At 45.8% G+C, this 20,803-nt stretch carries 7 protein-coding genes; all 7 read left to right on the top strand.

All coding sequences use genetic code 11. The features are described 5' to 3' along the window. Positions 1-31 precede the first annotated feature (31 nt). The 7 genes from QUA02_RS09740 to QUA02_RS09710 all read left to right on the top strand — a co-directional run bounded on the left by QUA02_RS09740 (position 32) and on the right by QUA02_RS09710 (position 20,498). The gene (locus QUA02_RS09740) at positions 32-1,078 is read left to right on the top strand and encodes an aspartate-semialdehyde dehydrogenase (RefSeq protein WP_333027034.1); all 1,047 of its coding nucleotides are present in this window, start codon (positions 32-34) and stop codon (positions 1,076-1,078) included. Between the two features lie 107 nt (positions 1,079-1,185). After that, positions 1,186-2,109, top strand: coding sequence for a 4-hydroxy-tetrahydrodipicolinate synthase (gene dapA, locus QUA02_RS09735; RefSeq protein WP_333027031.1), 924 nt, complete (start codon positions 1,186-1,188; stop codon positions 2,107-2,109). 268 nt (positions 2,110-2,377) lie between these two features. After that, the gene (locus tag QUA02_RS09730; RefSeq protein WP_333027028.1) at positions 2,378-4,246 is read left to right on the top strand and encodes a ribonuclease J; all 1,869 of its coding nucleotides are present in this window, start codon (positions 2,378-2,380) and stop codon (positions 4,244-4,246) included. 743 nt (positions 4,247-4,989) lie between these two features. Next, positions 4,990-10,830 carry a trifunctional serine/threonine-protein kinase/ATP-binding protein/sensor histidine kinase gene (locus QUA02_RS09725; protein WP_333027025.1) on the top strand — a complete coding sequence of 1,947 codons (5,841 nt, stop codon included), beginning with the start codon at positions 4,990-4,992 and terminating at the stop codon, positions 10,828-10,830. A 133-nt stretch (positions 10,831-10,963) separates the two neighbouring features. Next, positions 10,964-13,672 carry a hybrid sensor histidine kinase/response regulator gene (locus QUA02_RS09720; protein ID WP_333027023.1) on the top strand — a complete coding sequence of 903 codons (2,709 nt, stop codon included), beginning with the start codon at positions 10,964-10,966 and terminating at the stop codon, positions 13,670-13,672. A gap of 16 nt (positions 13,673-13,688) precedes the next feature. Further along, positions 13,689-14,969, top strand: a complete 1,281-nt coding sequence (locus QUA02_RS09715; RefSeq protein WP_333027021.1) for a sensor histidine kinase — start codon at positions 13,689-13,691, stop codon at positions 14,967-14,969. A gap of 69 nt (positions 14,970-15,038) precedes the next feature. Further along, positions 15,039-20,498, top strand: a complete 5,460-nt coding sequence (locus QUA02_RS09710; RefSeq protein ID WP_333027019.1) for a trifunctional serine/threonine-protein kinase/ATP-binding protein/sensor histidine kinase — start codon at positions 15,039-15,041, stop codon at positions 20,496-20,498. The last annotated feature ends 305 nt before the right edge of the window (positions 20,499-20,803 follow it).

The following is a 20,803-nucleotide window of genomic DNA, read 5'->3' as shown; positions in this document are numbered from 1 at the left end:
GTTTAGAGTTTAATTTCTGGAGGAAACTAATTTGTCTCAATCCTATCGAGTTGCCATTTTAGGAGCCACCGGCGCAGTCGGTGCCGAGTTGCTAGAACTATTGCACAGCCGGAGTTTTCCCGTTGCTGACTTGAAGCTTCTGGCTTCGGAACGTTCAGCAGGCACTACTTTGCCTTTTGGCCGCGAGATGCTGCCGGTCGAGGCAGTGGGGGAGCGATCGTTCGATAATGTAGATTTAGTGCTCGCCTCGGCGGGCGGCTCTACTTCTAAATTCTGGGCTCCGAAAGCAGTGGCCGCCGGAGCAGTGGTAATCGACAATTCCAGCGCTTTCCGCATGGATGCGACCGTACCGCTAGTGGTTCCCGAAGTCAATCCCCAAGCGGCGGCAGCTCACCGAGGTATAATTGCTAATCCCAACTGCACGACGATTTTGATGGCAGTTGCCGTTTGGCCGCTGCACAAAGTTAGGCCAGTAAAGCGCATAGTTGTAGCGACTTACCAGTCTGCCAGCGGCGCGGGCGCCAGGGCCATGGAGGAAATGAAAGCTCAAGCAAGAGCAATTTTGCAGGGGGAAACGCCCAAAACAGATATATTTCCCTACCCCTTAGCATTTAATTTGTTTCCGCACAACACCCCGATTAACGATTTGGGGTATTGTGAGGAAGAGATGAAAATGGTCAACGAAACTCGGAAGATATTTGGGACGGACGAGATTAAAATTACGGCAACTTGCGTGCGGGTTCCCGTACTGCGCGCTCATTCGGAAGCGATTAATCTAGAGTTTGCAGAGCCTTTTAGCCCGATCGAGGCCAGGGAAATCTTAAAGCAGGCAAGCGGGGTTAAGCTGGTAGAAGACTGGCAAGCTAATTATTTCCCGATGCCTGTCGAGGCCAGCGGTAAGGATGAGGTGTTAGTCGGCAGGATTCGCCAAGATATTTCTCACCCCTGCGGGTTGGAAATGTGGCTGTCTGGCGATCAAATTCGCAAAGGCGCGGCTTTAAATGCGGTGCAGATAGCTGAGTTGCTGGCAGATAAAGATTTGCTGCGAATCCAACAAGCGGTGGCGGCTTCTAATTAGCGGGATCGCTGGCAAAAAGGAAATTGAAATTGGGGATTTTAGATAAACCTTTCATCTGAAATCAAAAATTAAAAATCAAAAATCAACAGTCTAAAATCGGAGAAAGTGTGGTAAAGTTTGGACGGGTTCTGACTGCAATGATTACGCCGTTTAAGGAAGACGGCAGCGTTAACTATGCGGTAGCAGAACAATTGGCAGTTCATTTAGCCGATCGCGGTACGGATAGCTTGGTAGTGTGCGGAACTACGGGCGAATCTCCCACTATGACCTGGGATGAAGAGTACGAATTATTTCAGGTGGTACAAAAAGCGGTGGCCGGTAAAGCTTTGGTAATAGCAGGAGCCGGATCGAATTCTACTTCAGAAGCAGTCGCAGCTACGCAAAAAGCAGCTAAACTAGGGTTAGATGGCTGTTTGCAGGTCGTTCCTTATTACAACAAGCCGCCGCAAGAAGGTTTGTACAATCATTTTCGGGCGATCGCGCAATCTGCTCCAGAATTGCCTATAATGTTATATAACGTCCCCGGTCGCACAGGCCAAAATATGTTGCCAGAGACAGTAGCTCGATTGGCAGAAATCTCCAACATAGTGGCCGTAAAAGAAGCAAGTGGCAACTTGGATCAAGCAAGTCAAATTCGGTGCTTGACATCCCCTGAATTTGCCATCTATTCTGGAGATGATTCCCTAACTTTGCCGATGTTGGCGGTAGGAGGATCTGGTGTAGTTAGCGTAGCCAGCCATCTGGTAGGAGAGCAACTGCAACAGATGATCGAAGCTTTCGAGAGCGGTCAAGTTCAAGTCGCTACCCAGATTCACTTGCAACTATTTGACTTGTTTAAAGCTCTATTTCTCACCACAAATCCCATTCCCGTCAAGACAGCTCTCAAACTTCAAGGCTGGGATGTAGGTTCCACCCGTCCGCCCCTGTGCGATCCGCCAGTTGAGGTAACTCAAAAGTTAAAGGACGTACTGAGTCAGCTAGCCGCAGTATCAGCTATCAAGAGGGGCGAGAACGAGTTTTCAGACAACTGAATATTGGTTGTTATCAGTCATTGGTCATTAGTCATTAGTCATTAGTCGTTAACTGTTAGTAAGTAGCTAACACTCAAGGATTAAAGACTGAGGATTGAAGACTGAAGGCAGAAGACAACTGACTGTACGGGAGAGTAAAACCCGTAAGGAATTTTTCCACAAATATCTTGGAAAAAATCGCCCGTTAACGAACAGAAGACGACAACAGACAACAGACAACAGACAACAGTCAAAAGACAAATAACAAAATAACTAACAAAGGATACGCATGATCAAAAATACAACTGCACAAGTTCTAAAAGTTATTCCCCTCGGCGGGCTGCACGAAATCGGTAAAAACACTTGTGTGTTCGAGTACGGCGACGAAATAATTCTTTTAGATGCAGGTTTAGCGTTCCCGACAGATGGAATGCACGGTGTAAATATTGTCCTCCCAGACATGACATACCTGCGGGAAAACAGCCAAAAAATTAAAGGTATGATCGTGACTCACGGTCACGAAGACCACATCGGCGGCATCCCTTATCACCTCAAACAATTTGAAATTCCCGTCATTTACGGCCCGCGTTTGGCGATGGCTTTGCTCGCGGGGAAATTGGAAGAAGCCGGAGTGTCTCACCGGACGGAATTGAGAACGGTTCGGCCCCGGGATACGGTAAGAATTGGCAAGCATTTCTTAGTCGAATATATTCGCAACACTCACTCGATGGCTGACAGTTTCACGGTGGCAATTCATACTCCCGTGGGAATTATAATCCACACCGGAGACTTTAAAATTGACCACACTCCTGTAGACGGCGAGCATTTTGATTTGCAAAAGCTGGCGGAGTACGGCGAAAAAGGCGTATTGTGTTTGATTAGCGATTCTACTAACTCGGAAGTTCCCGGTTTTACCGCTTCAGAACGTTCTGTTGCTCCGAATTTAGACAGAATTATCGCTCAAGCAACGGGAAGAGTGCTGCTGACGACTTTTGCTTCGTCGGTACACCGATTGCAAATTGTTTTGGACTTGGCTAAGAAAAACAATCGGTATGTCGGAGTAGTTGGTCGCTCGATGTTGAACGTCATCGCTCACTGTCGCAATCTCGGCTACATCAAATGCGAAGATAGTATTTTCAAACCGCTGAAAGAAATCCGCAATTTGGCTGAAGACAAGGTACTGATTTTAACTACAGGTTCCCAAGGCGAACCGATGGCGGCGATGACTCGCATTGCTAACGGCGAACATCACGAACTGAAAATCAGAAAGGGCGATACAGTCATTTTCTCAGCTAATCCGATTCCGGGAAATACGATCGCAGTGGTAAACACGATCGACAAATTGATGATGCTGGGCGCAAACGTAGTTTACGGGCGCGATAAAGGAATTCACGTTTCGGGACACGGCTGTCAAGAAGACCAAAAGTTAATGATTAACATGACTCGTCCCAAGTTCTTCTTGCCGGTACACGGAGAACACCGGATGTTGGTGCAGCACTCCAAGACGGCTCAAAGCATGGGCATTCCCGCTAGCAATATGGTGATTATTGACAACGGCGATGTCGTAGAATTAACTGAAAATTCGATGCGACTCGGTACTAAAGTGCCTTCAGGAATTGAATTAGTAGACTCTTCTCGATCGGGCGTTGTCAAGGCGAGCGTCCTCAAGGAACGCCAGCAGTTAGCCGGAGATGGCGCGGTAACTGTAGCAGCCGCTTTGAATTGGGAAGGCAAATTAGTTGCTAAGCCGGAAGTACACTTGAAGGGTGTAGTGACATCAGCCGATCGCGCCGAAGTGATCGGATTAATCAATCAAACCATTGAAACAGTTTTGAGCGATCGTTGGTCGGAATTTGTCCTACCTGCTACTGCTGACTCACAAGTTAATGTTGACTGGATAGGAGTTCAAACGCAAATAGAAAAGGCAATTGGGCGAGTGCTGCGCCGGCAATTGCAAAGCAATCCGATGCTGGTATTCCTGATGCAAATTCCTGAAGAAGCAGTGCGATCGGAAATTGTGCAACAAACATCGCAGCTTTCGCTGGAAGCACCTAAACTAGCATCATCAGTACCATCCCCAGTACCAGCCCCTGTGAATACAGTAACAGGTCGCCGTCGCCCTCGGACTGCTGCAAAAGTAGCTTCCGTCGTTTCCTAGTACGATCGAGCCCAGACCCCAAGCCTGGAATTCGATTTTCAACCGGAGATAAACGCAGGCGAACGCAGATAGATTTGATAACTATCTGCGTTCGCCTGCGTTCCGAAGCGGTTAAAAATTAACAGGAGTTACGCAAAAGGCTCGCGCGGTAGCAATATCTCTGCCACCAGTTAAAGTCATTTTAATACTTGGATATTTGAGTTGTTTAATTAATAGTCTAATTTGGTAAATCTCATAATTTTAGCTGTTCTTGAAAAACAGGTGATTTTTAATTTTATATCAATTCCGGCTGCGCCGGAATGATAAGCGAAAACACGGCAGTGCCGTTTCTTGCGCGCCAGATTTATTGTAGGGACACGGCACTGCCGTGTCCTGATTTTGGGTGATATTAATTCCGATGCAACCGGAATTAATTTTAAACTTTCACTCAAGCCCGGCTCTGATATTCTCATAGTCCTGCACTTGGCGGCTGGTGGGTGTCAATAGGCCGGAGACTGGCTGTTTGGGCGACTTGTTACAGTCGCTGAAAACAAGACTTTGAGAGAATTTCGCCTTTAAAAAGACGACTTGTATCGTGTTGCGATCGCGATCGCCAGTTGCGTAATTTCAGGAATTAATAGAATTGCCACTCAGTCGAGGCGGTGTTAATTTGGAGGTCAGATGTTGTTAACATTGTTAGCCCTAATTCTCTCAGGGGAATTATAGCAAAGAAACTTATTTTATTAGATAGGTTGAGTAGTTTTATGCTTACACACAGCGCGATCGCCCTTGACGACTACGACATCACCGAGCAACTCTACTCCGGCTCCCGCACGCTCGTATACCGGGCTCTGCGAAAAGCAGACCAGCAGCCCGCAGTCATCAAACTGCTGAGTAATGAGCATCCTACCTTCAGCGAACTCGTGCAGTTTCGCAATCAATACACCATTGCCAAACATCTGAGCTCGATCGGCATCATTCAACCTTACGGTCTGGAACCCTACCGTAACGGTTATGCTCTGGTGATGGAAGACTTTGGCGGCATCTCGCTGCGCCAGTTCGCCCAAGGCAAACCCCTGTGCCTCAATGTATTCTGCCCGATCGCGCTGCAAATCTCCGACATCCTGCACGACCTCTACCGTAACCGGATCGTCCACAAAGACATCAAACTTGCCAACATCCTGATTAACCCAGACACCAAGCAAGTCAAGCTGATTGACTTCTCCATTGCCTCGCTGCTGCCGCGCGAAACGCCAGAGATTCAGAGCCCGAACATTCTCGAAGGTACCCTCGCTTACCTCTCCCCCGAACAGACTGGACGCATGAACCGGGGCATTGACTACCGCAGCGATTTCTACTCCCTCGGTGTCACCTTCTTTGAACTGCTGACGGGGCAACTGCCCTTTGGGTCCGATGACCCGATGGAATTGGTGCATTGCCACATTGCCAAGCAACCACCCTTCCTCTGCGATCTCAACCCCGATTTGCCCTTGATGCTGGGCGAGATTGTCCGCAAACTGATGGCCAAGAACGCCGAAGACCGCTATCAGAGTGCGCTGGGACTTAAACATGACTTAGTGACCTGCCTAGAACAGTGGCGAGAAACAGGCAAGCACACCTGGTTTGAGTTGGGACAGCGAGATATCAGCGATCACTTCCTCATCCCCGAAAAGCTCTACGGGCGGGAATCGGAAGTGCAGACGTTACTGGAGGCATTTGGTCGTGTTGCCAATGGTGCTTCTGAGTTGATGTTAGTGGCGGGCTTCTCTGGGATTGGCAAAACCGCAGTCGTCAATGAAGTGCACAAGCCGATCGTCCGTCAGCGCGGCTACTTTATTAAAGGTAAATTTGACCAGTTCAACCGCAACATTCCCCTGTCTGCGTTTGTGCAAGCATTCCGAGACTTGATGGGACAGTTGCTGAGTGAAAGCGATGCTCAACTGGCCCAGTGGAGGACAGCTATCCAGGCAGCGTTGGGGGAGAATGCCCAAGTCATCATCGACGTGGTTCCTGAACTAACACGGATTATGGGCGAACAGCCACCCGTAGCAGAACTTTCCGGCAGCGCAGCGCAGAATCGGTTTAATCTGCTGTTTCAGAAGTTCATTCAGGTATTCACGACAAGCGAGCATCCATTGGTGATGTTTTTGGATGATTTGCAGTGGGCAGATTCAGTTTCCTTGAGCTTGATGCAGGTGTTGATGAGTCAGCGCGAAGCCGGCTACCTGCTGTTGATCGGGGCGTATCGCGATAATGAGGTGTCGCCAGCGCATCCGCTAATGCTAACCCTGGAGGAACTTAACAAAGCCAGCGCCACCGTGAATATCATCACCTTAGCTCCGTTGAGTCAAGAGAGCTTGAGTGCGCTAGTTGCCGATACCCTTCAATGTGTAACAGCCATTGCCCAAACCCTAAGCCAGTTGATTTATCAAAAGACAAAGGGCAATCCCTTCTTTGCCGCGCAGTTTCTCAAGGCGCTGCATGGGGAGGGATACATTGCGTTTGAGCCTCAAGTCGGACATTGGCAGTGCGATCTGACCCAGGTGCGATCGCTCTCTATCACTGATAACGTGGTGGAATTCATGGCGCTGCAACTGCAAAAGCTGCCTGCCCAAACCCAGGACATTTTGAAGTTAGCGGCTTGTATTGGCAATCAGTTTGATTTGGCGACATTGGCGATCGTCTCAGAACAATCAGAAACGGAAACCGCCGCGAATCTGTGGAAAGCATTGCAGGAAGGTCTAGTCCTCCCGCAGAGCGAAGTTTATAAGTTTTATCATGATTCTGAGTCCCTCAGCGGCGATCGATCTTTGGTAGAGGGTCAACAACAAACGACCGCTTCCTACAAGTTTCTGCACGATCGCGTCCAACAAGCTGCCTATTCTCTGATTCCCGACGACCAAAAACAACAGACGCATCTAAAAATTGGGCAATTGCTTTTCAGTGCAATCAGCCAAACGGGAAAAGATGAAAAAATCTTTGAGATTGTCAATCAGTTAAATAAAGGAGCCGATTTAATTGGCTTAGAAACTGAACGCGAGGAGTTAGCAAAGCTAAACCTAGCTACTGCACAAAAAGCAAAATCTGCAACAGCTTACCTCGCAGCAAGCGAATACGCAACAAAAGGCATACAACTTCTCGGGGCAAATTGTTGGCAGCAATGCTATGACATTACCTTGGCTCTGCATGATTTAGCCGCAGAAGTAGCGTGTTTGAGCGGTGACTTTAAGCAAATGGAGCAGATAGTTGATGAGGTACTGCAAAATGCTCGTCAATTATTAGACAAAGTTAAAGTTTATGAAGTGAGAATTTTGGCTGATGTCGCGCAGAGTCAGCAGCCCCAAGCTATTAAAACCGCTCTTTCTGCTTTGAAATTATTTGGAGTGGTGTTTCCAGAGCAGCCGACTAACGCAGATAATACTCAAACTTTGCAACAGACTCAAGATTTATTAAAAGGAAGAGATGTGGCAGATTTGCTGGAACTGCCTAAGATGACAGACCTTCAAGCTCTGGCAGTGATGCGAATTTTAGCAACTGTGACAGCAGCAATCTATCAAGCGGTTCCAGAACTACTGCCCTTAATCGTGTGCAAGCAAGTTCAGTTATCAGTTGAATATGGTAATGCTGCTGTATCAGCGCAAACTTATGCTTGGTATGGCGTAATTTTGTGCGATATTGGGGAAATTGATTTAGGCGATCGCGTTGGTCAACTGGCGATGGAACTATTATCACGTTTCCATAATAGAGAATTTAAAGCCAGCACGATTAACATGGTTTATCCATTTGTCAAGCCTTGGAAACATCATATTCAAGAATCACTCGCTCCTTTACTTGACGGATACCACAGCGGTCTGGAGATGGGTACTTTAGAATATGCTGCCTACTGTGTCTACAATTACTGTTCGCTGTCCTTTTTTCTCGGAAAAGATTTGTCAATCCTAGAACCAGAAATGAGGATTTACAGTCAGGCCTTGGCTCAACTCAAACAGGAAGTTGCTCACAACTATCTCAGAGTCTTTTATCAATCCGTCTTGAATTTACTCGCTCAGAGCAGTTGTTCCTGGGAAGTTCAAGGTGCAATCTATGACGAGCAAATAATGTTGCCCTTGCATCAGAAGGCAAACGATCTTTACGCAATGGGAACACTCTATATCAATAAATTAATTCTTTGTTGCTTGTTCAATGAGTGGGAGCAAGCAATTAAAGTGTCAGCTTTTGCCAAACAATATTTGAGTGGAGTATCCGGCTGTTTCATGGTTCCGGTGTTTCACTTTTACAATTCATTGACCTATCTTGCTACCTTACCCAACACTCAAGGTAGAGAATGCGATTGCCTCCCCCAGGAAGTTGTTGACAACCAAAAGAAGCTCAAACAATGGGCAAACCATGCACCCACAAACCATTTACACAAATTTTATTTGGTTGAAGCAGAGCAGTATCGAGTGTTGGGGCAAATGTATGAAGCAATGGATTACTACGATCGCGCGATCGCGTCTGCTAAAGAACACGGCTACATTCAAGAAGAAGCACTAGCTAACGAACTAGCGGCAAAATTTTACCTCAACTGGGGTAAACAGCGGATTGCGGAGGCATACATGACCCAAGCCTACTACGGCTATGCTCGTTGGGGAGCTAAAGCCAAAGTCGCCGACTTGGAACGACGCTATCCCCAACTCCTCGCCCTTATCCTCCAGCAAACACGTTCTCTCCTCTCAACTAACGAAACCATCTTCGCATTGGGGAGTGTTACCTCCACCAGTTCCGGCACTTCCAGCAGTAGCAGTGTTTCTGTGGCTTTAGATTTAGCTGCTATTCTCAAAGCTTCCCAAATTATCTCAGGGGAAATCGAACTCAAAAAACTGCTTTCATCATTGCTTGAAATCGTTATCGAAAATGCGGGGGCTGATAAATGCGTGTTAATGCTCGTGCAAGACGATCGCCTGTCGATCGAAGGGTCAATTATTCAGGGTTCGGAGCCAATTGTGTTGCAGCGTCTTCCCATTGAGGACAGCCTGGACATTCCCTTAAGACTGATTTACAAAGTCAAGCACGAAAGGCAGACTGCTGTGCTGCTTGATGCGACGGTCGATCGGAATTTAGCAAATGACCCCTATATCATTCGTCAGCAGCCTCATAGTATCTTGTGCAGCCCGATTTTACATCAAGGGAAGTTGATGGGCATTTTATATCTGGAGAATAATTTAGCAGCGGGGGCGTTTACGAGCGATCGCATCGAATTGCTCAATTTACTCTGCGCTCAAGCGGCCATTTCCCTAGAAAATGCCCGACTTTACGAGCAGTCACAAACCTATGCCCAGCAGCTAGAGCAAGCCTTGATCGAACAGCAAAAATTGGCCGCCGTAGTGCAAAGCAGCAGTGATTTTATCGGCATCGCCACCCTTACTGGACAAGCCATTTATCTCAACCCAGCCGGACGGCAGTTGGTTGGAATCGATAGCGCCGCCGAAATCTCCAACTTTCAGATGCGGGATTTCCACAGTCCAGAAGATTTTGACCGAATAGAACAGGAAATCCTGCCTCGCGTGATGCAGCAGGGCGTTGGGCATGGAGAGATGAACTTTTGCCACTTCCAAACTGGGCAGTTGATTCCTACTGATTACGTGCTCTTTGTTATCAAAGATCCCCTCACCAATCAGCCACTTTGTCTGGCATCGATTAGTCGAGATATTAGCGATCGCAAACGTGCCGAAGCCACCATCATCCAAAAAACTCAAGAATTAGAGCAAGCCTTGCATGACTTGCAGCAAACCCAATTGCAAATGATTCAAAGCGAAAAGATGTCTGCGTTGGGAAACTTAGTCGCTGGCGTTGCTCATGAAATCAATAACCCTGTCGGCTTCCTGACTGGGAATATTACCCCAGCCTTAGATTACATTAACGATTTGTTTGGGTTGCTCGATCTAGTGCAGCAAAAATATCCTCAATTACATCCAGCAATTCAAGAGGAAATCGAAACCATTGAACTTGACTACATCCGGGAAGACTTACCCAAGTTAATTGAATCGATGCAAGAAGGCGTGAAGCGAATTCAAGACATTAGTATTAGTCTGCGGACCTTCTCGCGTGCGGATAGCGATCGCCCCGTAGCCTGCAATATCCACGAGGGCATTGATAGCACGATCACGATCCTCAAACATCGTCTCAAAGCCAACGACACTCGCCCAGAAATCCAAGTTATTAAGGACTATGGCGCTCTCCCAAAAATCGAATGCTATGCCGGACAATTAAATCAAGTATTTATGAATATTTTGGGGAATGCGATCGATGCTTTGAATGAATCAAATATTGGACGGAGTTATGCACAGATTAAAGCCCACCCCAATCAAATTATCGTTAAAACAGAGTTATCTACTGACAAAAAACAGGTAATAATTCGGATTAAAGACAATGGTATCGGCATGAGTGAAGCGGTGCGGGAACAAGTTTTTGATAATTTATTTACTACTAAGAGTGTAGGGAAAGGCACTGGTTTGGGATTAGCGATCGCGCGTCAAATTGTAGTAGAAAAACATCACGGACAAATTAAAGTTGATTCTGTCCCTAGCCAGGGGACTGTGTTTTCGATCGCTATCCCTGTCATCTAAGAGAATAGAATAGAATTGAATATTATATCAACACACTTGAAACACTACCAAATTAACGAGCATTATTGCAAAACATCAGGCTTGCTCACCTTATTTCGGTAAATCTCCAAGTGAACCATTATCTAGGTCTAACATGAATCCACATAAAACCATACCTTTAAGACTTGTGCTAGTAGTTCCGTTTGTATTGCAAGTCTTTGCCGCCGTCGGACTGATTGGCTATCTGTCCCTGCGAAATGGACAGATAGCCGTCAATGAGGTTTCCACCCAGTTGCGTCAAGAGATGAGCAATCGCATTAACCTCCAAGTTCTCAACTACTTAGAAAAACCTTATGTTGCTGGACAAACTATCATCGCGGCTGCTCAAGAGGAGCAGATTGATTTAACCGATGTCACCAAACTGGAACGGACTTTTTGGCAGTTAGTCAGCAAAAATACGGTCGAAGTCATGCAAGTTAGTCTGGCTGACGGTACGAGTATACAAGTAGAGGATAGACAAAATAAAGGCATTATGGCTTTGGTTGGGAACAAAGCGGATCTACCTCAGCGCAAAATCTACCAACTTGATGAAAAAGGTGAACGGGCTCTGCTGATAGAAACTCAAGCAAATTTTGACCCCCGCTCTCGCCCCTGGTATAAAAATGCCCAGGAAGCTGGAAGACCAATCTGGACAAATCCTTATTTGGGCATCGCTGTAAAAGTCGCTTCAATTGCTTTAACCCAACCCATCTATGACAAAAATGGCGTGTTCTTAGGCGTTCAAAATAGCATCCTTCGGATTGAGAAAATTCATCATTTCCTCAGCACGCTAAAAGTAGGTCAGACCGGACAAACCTTTATCATCGATCGATCGGGCAACCTGATTGCCAGTTCCAAGATTGAAAGCCCTTACATTATTGACCTTAAAAAAAATACATTGGCACAAATTCCCGCCATCAAGTCGGAAAGTCCGGTAATTAGTGCCACAGCCAAAGCAATCCTCGATCGCTTTGGCAATTTCAATGATATTAAGCAGAGTCAGCAACTTGAGTTTATGCTGGCGGATCAGCGGCAATTGGTGCAAGTTTCTGCCATTCGAGATGAACGAGGCATTGATTGGCTCAGTGTGATTGTAGCGCCAGAATCAGATTTCATGGCCCAAATTGATGCCAACACTCGCACTACTATACTGCTTTGTTTGGGGGCCTTAGTTGTGGCAACTATCTTGGGTATATTTACTTCGCGCTGGATTGCTCGACCGATTCTGAAATTGCAGCAAGCAAGTGAAGCGATCGCCTCTGGTACTCTAGATCAAACTGTGGAAGTCAAAGGTATCAGTGAATTGGAAGCACTAGCTAGCTCCTTTAACCAAATGGCTGGACAGCTACGCACCTCCTTTACCGAACTCGAAGTCCGTGTCGAAGAACGCACCGCCGAACTGAGTATTGCCAAAGATCAAGCCGATAGTGCTAACCAGGCAAAAAGTAATTTTCTGGCAAACATGAGCCATGAACTCCGTACCCCCCTAAATGGAATTATTGGCTATGCCCAAATTTTGAATCGCTCTAAAGTTTTGCCAGATAAAGAACGCCACGGAGTGCAAATTATGTATCAGTGCGGCTCCCATCTCCTAACCTTGATCAACGATATATTAGATATCTCCAAAATCGAAGCCCGGAAACTTGACCTTGCCCCCAGTGCTATACATTTGCCCTCCTTCCTGCAAGGAGTAGTTGAAATTTGTCGAGTCCGCTCCGATCAGAAAAATCTCGACTTTATTTATCAATCCGACTCAGACCTGCCAGAAGGAATAGAAGCCGATGAGAAACGCCTCCGTCAAGTCCTGATTAACCTGTTGGGCAATGCCATTAAGTTCACCGATCGAGGCAGTGTTACTCTCAAGGTAGAGGTGCTAGAGGTAAGTACCCAAATTCTCCGCCTGAAATTTCAAATCAAAGATACAGGAGTGGGGATTGCAGAGGGGCAATTAAGCCGACTCTTCCGGGAATTTGAGCAAGTAGGAGATCGGAAACGGCAATTAGAAGGCACTGGCTTAGGTTTAGCTATCAGCCAAAAAATCGTGCAATTAATGGGTGGCGAAATTCAGGTGGACAGCCAGCATGGAGTCGGCAGTAACTTCTTCTTTGAGGTGGCACTGCCGATCGCCAAAAATTGGGCAAAACAAAATTCTGTTAGTAAAGGACGGACCATTATTGGCCATGAAGGCGCGCCGAAACATATTTTGGTTGTGGACGATCACTGGGAGAATCGATCGGTATTAATCAATCTATTAGAACCACTAGGATTCAGCTTTACTGAAGCACAAAATGGTCAAGAAGGCTTAGAAAAAGCTCTACAACAACTGCCAGATTTAGTTATAACTGACTTAGCGATGCCAGTAATGGAGGGCTTTGAAATGCTCAAAAAGTTACGAAATTCGGAGGATATCAAGCATTTACGGGTGATAGTATCTTCGGCATCGGTGGCAGAAATAGACCAGCAGAAAAGCTTAGATATGGGTGGAGATGACTTTCTGGCCAAACCCGTTGATGCAGAGGAGTTGTTGATTTTGCTTGCCAAACATTTACAACTCATCTGGAAATATGATGTAACTGAGTTAACAACAAGCAATAATGAAGTATCCACGAAAGAACTAATTCCCCCATCGGCGGCGGACTTGCAAATTTTACTAGAACTGGCACAGGATGGCTTGCTCAGAGAACTGGCAGAAACCGCCGATCAAATTGGGCAAAAGGATGAGCGCTATCAGCCCTTTATTCAGCAAGTAATACAATTAGCTAAGCAATTCCAAACTGAGAAGATCGAGGAATTAATTCAACAACATCTCACTAATAATAGTTAAAATTTGGATGGGAACTATGACGACAGGTTTAACTGGCTTAATTTTAATTGTTGATGATACTCCCACCAATTTGGATGTCATCTCGGAAGCGTTGAGTAATGCGGGGTATAAGGTGGCGATCGCTACCAGTGGCGAACGCGCCATCCAACAAGTTGAGCGGCGACCTCCCGATCTGATTTTACTGGATGTAATGATGCCGGGAATTGATGGATTTGAAACCTGTCAACGCCTGAAAGCTAATGAAAAGACGTGCGATATTCCGGTTATCTTTATGACCGCTTTAGCTGATGTAGACAACAAAGTTAAAGGGCTTAAACTTGGTGCAGTAGACTACGTTACCAAGCCCTTTCAAGAACAAGAAGTGTTAGCGCGGGTGAAAACCCATTTACAGTTGCGTCTCTTGACTCAAACTTTAGAACAGCAAGTGGCGCAAAAAACTGCTGAATTACAAGCAGCTCAGCTCCAAATCATTCAACGCGAAAAATTGTCAGCTATGGGCAATTTGGTGGCTGGTGTTGCCCACGAAATTAATAACCCAGTTGGCTTTATTTCTGGCAATATTCAGCCCGCTTTAGACTACATCAAAGATTTGTTTGGATTGCTGGATTTAGTTCAGCAAGAATCTGCTAATTTCAGTGTGGCAATTCAAGAGGAAATTGAAGCGATTGACCTCGACTACATCCGGGAAGACTTACCCAAGTTAATTGAATCGATGCAAGAAGGTGTGAAGCGAATTCAAGACATTAGTATTAGTCTGCGGACATTTTCTCGTGCTGATAGCGATCGCCCCATTGCTTGCAATATTCACGATGGTATTGATAGTACAATTATGATCCTCAAACATCGTCTGAAAGCTTCTGATACTCGCCCCGAAATCCAAGTTATTAAGGACTATGGTGATTTTAGGAAAATCGAATGCTATGCCGGACAATTAAATCAGGTATTTATGAATATTTCGGGGAATGCGATCGATGCTTTAGAAGAATCAAATACTGGACGTAGTTATGCAGAGATTAAAATTAATCCCAATCAAATTATTATCAAAACAGAATTATCTGAAGATAGGCAGCAAGTAATAATTCGCATCAAAGATAACGGTATTGGCATGAGTGAGGCGGTGCACTCGAAGATTTTTGATGATTTATTTACAACGAAGGGAGTGGGGAAAGGCACGGGATTAGGATTGGCGATCGCTCGTCAAATCGTTGAGGAAAAACATGGCGGTTCCCTGAACGTCAACTCTATACTAGGATCGGGAACAGAATTTATCATCACCTTACCCATCAAGGCGGCATAAACAAGTTAATTCTTCCCTAGCATTCGGACTCATGTAAGCGATCGCTCACTCATAAATCCTCAAAAAACTATGACCATTAATAACTCTCACGAAAACAGCAAACCTCACACAACCGTTCAAATTCCCAACTATAAAATTGTCGAAACAGTTTATTCAGGAAGTCGAACTTTAGTATATCGGGCCGTCCGTACCCACGATCGATTACCTGTCGTCATCAAGCTGCTAAAAAATGACTATCCCACCTTCAGCGAACTGGTGCAGTTTCGTAACCAGTATACCATTGCTAAAAACCTTTGTCAACCTGGAATCATCCAAACCTATAGTCTAGAACCCTATCGGAATAGCTATGCGTTAGTAATGGAAGACTTTGGGGGTATTTCTCTTCAGGAATGGGCGGGTTCGGGGAAAAACGCATTCTCATTAAGAGAGTTTTTAGAAATCGCGATCGCCCTCTGCAACACCTTAGATATATTGTATCGCGATCGCATTATTCACAAAGACATCAAACCCAGCAATATTTTAATTAATCCCGAAACCAAACAAGTCAAATTAATTGATTTTAGTATTGCGTCTCTACTGCTGCGAGAAACACAAACACTCATCAATCCCAATGTCTTAGAAGGGACACTTGCTTATATTTCCCCAGAACAAACAGGCCGAATGAATCGGGGGATTGACTATCGGACTGATTTTTATTCTTTGGGTGTGACTTTCTTTGAATTACTAACCGGAAAGTTACCTTTTGCATCCAACGATCCAATGGAGTTGGTACATTCTCATATTGCCAAAGCATCGCCCTTAATACATGAAATTAACTCGGAAATTCCCTCTGTACTATCAAAAATTGTCAGCAAATTGATGGCAAAAAATGCCGAAGATAGATATCAAAGTGCTTTGGGATTGAAGTTTGACTTAGAAAAATGTCTAACTAAACTTCAAGAAACTGGTGAAATTCAGAGTTTTGAAATTGCGCGAAGGGATGTATGCGATCGCTTCCTCATCCCTGAGAAACTCTATGGTCGAGAAACTGAGGTTCAAGCATTACTTAAAGCCTTCGATCGCGTTTCCCAAGGCAGTTCAGAACTCATGCTAGTGGCGGGATTCTCTGGGATTGGCAAAACCGCCGTAGTCAACGAAGTCCACAAACCCATTACCCAGCAAAAAGGCTACTTCATCAAAGGCAAATTCGACCAATTCAACCGCAACATTCCCCTGTCAGCCTTTGTCCAAGCACTGCGCGACTTGATGAATCAACTACTTTCAGAATCCGATCGGCAGTTACAAACCTGGAAAGAAAAGCTGCTCAAAGCACTAGGAGATAGCGGTCAAGTCCTCATCGATTTGATTCCTGAACTCGAACGGATTATTGGGTCACAACCTCCCACTCCAGAACTTTCCGGTGAGGCAGCCCAAAATCGCTTTAACCTCCTGTTCCAAAACTTTATTCAGGTTTTTGCGAAGGTAGAACATCCCCTAGTCATCTTTATCGATGACCTGCAATGGGCTGACTCCGCCTCCTTGAACCTCATGCAAAGTTTGTTGACGGAAGCCCAATCTCACTCTCAATGTCTCTTAGTCTTAGGAGCCTATCGAGATAATGAAGTATTTCCCGGTCATCCCTTTTTGATGACAGTTAACACCCTAGAAAATGCCGATGTCACCATTGAAACTCTCACCCTCAGTCCCTTGAGTGCTGATAGCCTCAATCACCTAATTGCTGATGCTTTTCAAGCCTCACAAAGCGCTGTGCAGCCCTTAACCAAGCTGGTCATACAAAAGACCCAGGGCAATCCGTTTTTTGCGACCCAATTTCTCAAGGCATTACACCAAGATAGTCTGATTACTTTTGACCGGGAGGTTTGTCACTGGCAATGCGACCTAGTGCAGGTACAGGATGCAGCCTTAACCGATGATGTGGTGGAATTCATGGCTTTGCAGTTACGAAAACTGCCAGTTACCACCCAAGAACAGCTTAAATTTGCCGCTTGTATTGGGGCAAAATTTGACCTCAAGACTTTGACGATTGTTTCAGAACAAGACGAAATTCAAGTAGCCTTGACTTTGTGGTCTGCGCTCAAAGAGGGGCTGATTGTGCCGGAGGGTAAAATCTATAAGTTTTATTTGGATGATAACCAACCCCAGGAGCATCGATCCCTGAGTGAAGAGATTTCTGAGCAAATTCACTATCGCTTTTTCCATGACCGCGTGCAACAGGCCGCCTACTCACTAATTCCTGAAGACCAAAAACAGGCCACTCACCTCAAAATGGGTCAGTTACTCCAAACTCGTTTGTCAAAAGCAGAGCGAGAGGAGAAGTTATTTGATATTGTCAGTCATCTAAATCTAAGTCGTGGGTTGCTAAGTCATCAAACCGAACGTGAGTCTTTGATTCGGCTAAATCTAGCTGCGATCGAAAAAGCGAAAAAGGCAACCGCTTATGGCGTGGCGAGAGACTTGGTGACGGTGGGACTGGAATTACTCTCGGAAGATAGTTGGCAAACTCAGTATGAGTTGAGCTTAAAACTCCATGAGATCGCCGCAGATGTGGCCTGTTTAAAGGCTGATTTTGAGGAAGCAATCGCCCAAGTTCAACAGGTTTTGGATAAGGCTCAGATGGTCTTGGATAAAGTGCCTGTTTACATGGTGCAAATCAGGGTGTTGACGGCTCAGAATCAATTGGCGGATGCGATCGCCATTGCTGCTCAAGCCGTCACTCTATTGGGGATAGAATTTCCCTCAGACATCACACCGAGCCTAAGCGAACAAACCATACAAAATGTGGAAGTCGAGCTAGAGGGGAAAGTCATTGAGGATTTGGTCAACTTGCCTGTGATGACTGACCCGGCGACAATTGCTGCCATGGAACTGCTGGGAACGATCATGCCAATGGTATTTGTAGCTAAACCCGCATTTCTGCCCTTTGTTTGTGCGAACATTGTGAGCCTGTCGCTCCAGTTTGGTAATGCACCTGTTTCGAGTGTTGGCTATGCTACCTATGGCTTGGTCTTAGCGACGGGCTTGGGTCAAGTCGAGCGGGGCTATCACTTGGGGAAAATGGCTTTAACTTTAATCGATCGGCTCAATACAAAAGCGTACAAGTGTCTGACAATCCTTCATTTTGCTGCCTGTGTCCAGCATCAAAAAGAATCTATGACTTCTATGGCTGCTTTGCTCAAGCAGGGATATTTAGTAGGAATAGAAATCGGTGACTTTTTGTATTTAGGCTATTGTATGGCCCACTATTTTTATGCTTGTTTCTATGCCGGAAAGGAATTGTCTGCCCTTCAATCAGAAATCGCTCAGTTTTGTTCGGTCATTGCTTCACTAAAGCAGGCTAATTCCCTAGCCTACTTAAAAATGAACCAAGAATTCTTTGGGCGCTTGCTTGAAAAAAACCATCAACCAACTCTCTTGATTGGAGATGCTTATGACGAGACGAAAATATTTCCACAGTACCTTCAAAATAATCAACTAACAGGCTTTGGCATTGCTTACACCTACAAGCTGATCTTGGCTTATTTGTTTGGTGATTATAACCGCGCCCTTGAATATATCAATGAAGTTAACCAATATTTAGGTGGTATTGTTGGAATGCTCCATATTCCCGCCGTGCATTTCTATGGGGGGTTAACCTATTTAGCGGTGCCAATCGGAAAGTCTAAGGATGAGCAGTTACAACTACTTGCTTTAGCAGAACAGCATCACGCTAGCCTATCAACCTGGGCAGAGAATGCCCCTATGAATCACCAACACAAGGTGGCTCTCTTGGCAGCAGAAAGATGTCGAGTTTTGGGCAATATCTCAGAGGCAATTGATGGCTATGAGCGGGCCATTGCGGGCGCTAAAGCCAATGGTTTTATCCAAGACGAAGCCTTAGCAAATGAACTTGCAGCTAAATTCTATCTCGATTGGGGTAAAGAAAAAATTGCCGCAGTATATATGCAAGAAGCTTACTACTGCTATGCCCGTTGGGGAGCAAAAGCCAAAGTCGCCGACTTAGAACAACGCTATCCCCAATTGCTTGCGCCAATATTACAGCAAACCCGTTCTCCGCTTTCAACTAACGAAACTATCTTTACATTGGGGAGTGTCACCTCTACCAGTTCCGCCACATCCAGTAGTAGCAGTATCTCTGTAGCTTTAGATTTAGCCGCTATTCTCAAAGCTTCCCAAACTATCTCAGGCGAAATCGAACTGGAAAAACTGCTGGCATCGTTGCTTTCGATCGTCATCGAAAATGCGGGGGCTGATAAATGCGTGTTAATGCTCTTGCGAGACTCGCGCCTGCTGATTAAAGGGTCAATTACTATAGGGACGCAGCCAGTTGTGTTGCAAAGCCTTCCTGTTGATGATAGCCAGGACATTCCCCTGAAGCTGATTTACAAAGTGAAGCACAATCGGCAGACTGTTGTGCTGCTGGATGCGACGGCCGAGCCGACTTTAGCGAATGACCCGTATATTGTGCGTCAACAGCCTCAGAGCATCTTGTGCAACCCGATTTTGCATCAAGGTAAATTATTGGGCATTTTATATCTAGAAAATAATTTAGCCAAGGGAGCGTTTACGAGCGATCGCGTGGAACTCCTGAATTTACTTTGCGCTCAGGCGGCGATTTCCCTAGAAAATGCTCAACTTTATGAGCGATCGCAGCAATATGCCCAACAATTAGAAGCAGCTTTGCAAGAACTCCAGGGCGCTCAATTACAAATCGTGCAAAGTGAAAAGATGTCTGCATTGGGTAACTTAGTCGCCGGGGTCGCACATGAAATAAACAATCCGGTTGGCTTCATTGCGGGCAACTTGCAACCCGCTCTGGATTATGTTACAGATACTTTTAGATTAATTGATTTGTATCAGCAGGAATATCCCAATCCCAGTGCCGTGATTCAAGACGAAATTGAGGCGATCGAGCTGGACTACCTGCGCGAAGATTTACCCAAACTCATTGGTTCGATGCAGTTGGGAGTCGATCGCATTTGCAGCATCAGCACTAGCTTGCGTACCTTCTCTAGAGCCGACAAAGACTACAAGGTTCCGTTCAACATTCACGAAGGCATTGATAGCACGATTCTGATTCTCAAACACCGCCTCAAAGCTTCGGAATCTCGACCTGCGATCGAAGTCGTGACTGACTACGGCAGTATTCCCGCGATCTCATGTTTCCCCGGACAATTGAATCAGGTTTTCATGAACATTCTGGCAAATGCGATCGACGCACTGGAAGAAGCCAGCCAGAAACGCACTTTTGGAGACATCGCAGCCAATCCGAACCGAATTGAAATTCAAACAGGATTGGATGACTCTGGTCAACAAGCGATCGTTCGCATTCGAGACAATGGAATGGGAATGTCCGATGAAGTAAAGCAGCGAGTCTTTGACCACTTATTTACAACCAAAGCTGTTGGCAAAGGAACGGGATTGGGATTGGCGATCGCCCGTCAAATTATCGTAGAAAAACATGGCGGCATCATTTCAGTTAATTCAGCACCGGACAAAGGCACCGAATTCCTGATTGCGCTCCCGATCTAAAATTCCTATCTAAATCATTCTGTTAATTAAGGGAATTCGCACCGGGAGTGACTGATATCAAATCCGGTAGCATCGGAATTAATATTACCGAACGAAATCAGGACACGGCAGTGCCGTGTCCCTACAATTAATCTGGGTAGGCAAACGACACTGCCGTGTCCTGGGTATCATTCCGATGCAACCGGAAACGATAGGAAATCTGTAACGGCGATCGCAGCCGTTGGCTTTTGATATCAATTCCGCTCTTCATCGGAATGATATAAACGGAGGACACGGCAGTGCCGTGTCCCTACCACGATCAATTG

The sequence above is a fragment of the Microcoleus pseudofavosus SVA1_A4 genome, from assembly GCF_036700565.1.
GTDB lineage: Bacteria > Cyanobacteriota > Cyanobacteriia > Cyanobacteriales > Microcoleaceae > Microcoleus.
The sequence above is the reverse complement of the archived record's forward strand: the minus strand, read 5'-3'. Positions and strand labels throughout refer to the sequence as shown.

Bases quoted from the DNA above. Each gene is read 5' to 3' on its own strand.
- QUA02_RS09710 (WP_333027019.1), top strand. From the start codon at position 15,039: ATGACCATTAATAACTCTCACGAAAACAGCAAACCTCACACAACCGTT.
- QUA02_RS09715 (WP_333027021.1), top strand. From the start codon at position 13,689: ATGACGACAGGTTTAACTGGCTTAATTTTAATTGTTGATGATACTCCC.
- QUA02_RS09720 (WP_333027023.1), top strand. From the start codon at position 10,964: ATGAATCCACATAAAACCATACCTTTAAGACTTGTGCTAGTAGTTCCG.
- QUA02_RS09730 (WP_333027028.1), top strand. From the start codon at position 2,378: ATGATCAAAAATACAACTGCACAAGTTCTAAAAGTTATTCCCCTCGGC.
- QUA02_RS09725 (WP_333027025.1), top strand. From the start codon at position 4,990: ATGCTTACACACAGCGCGATCGCCCTTGACGACTACGACATCACCGAG.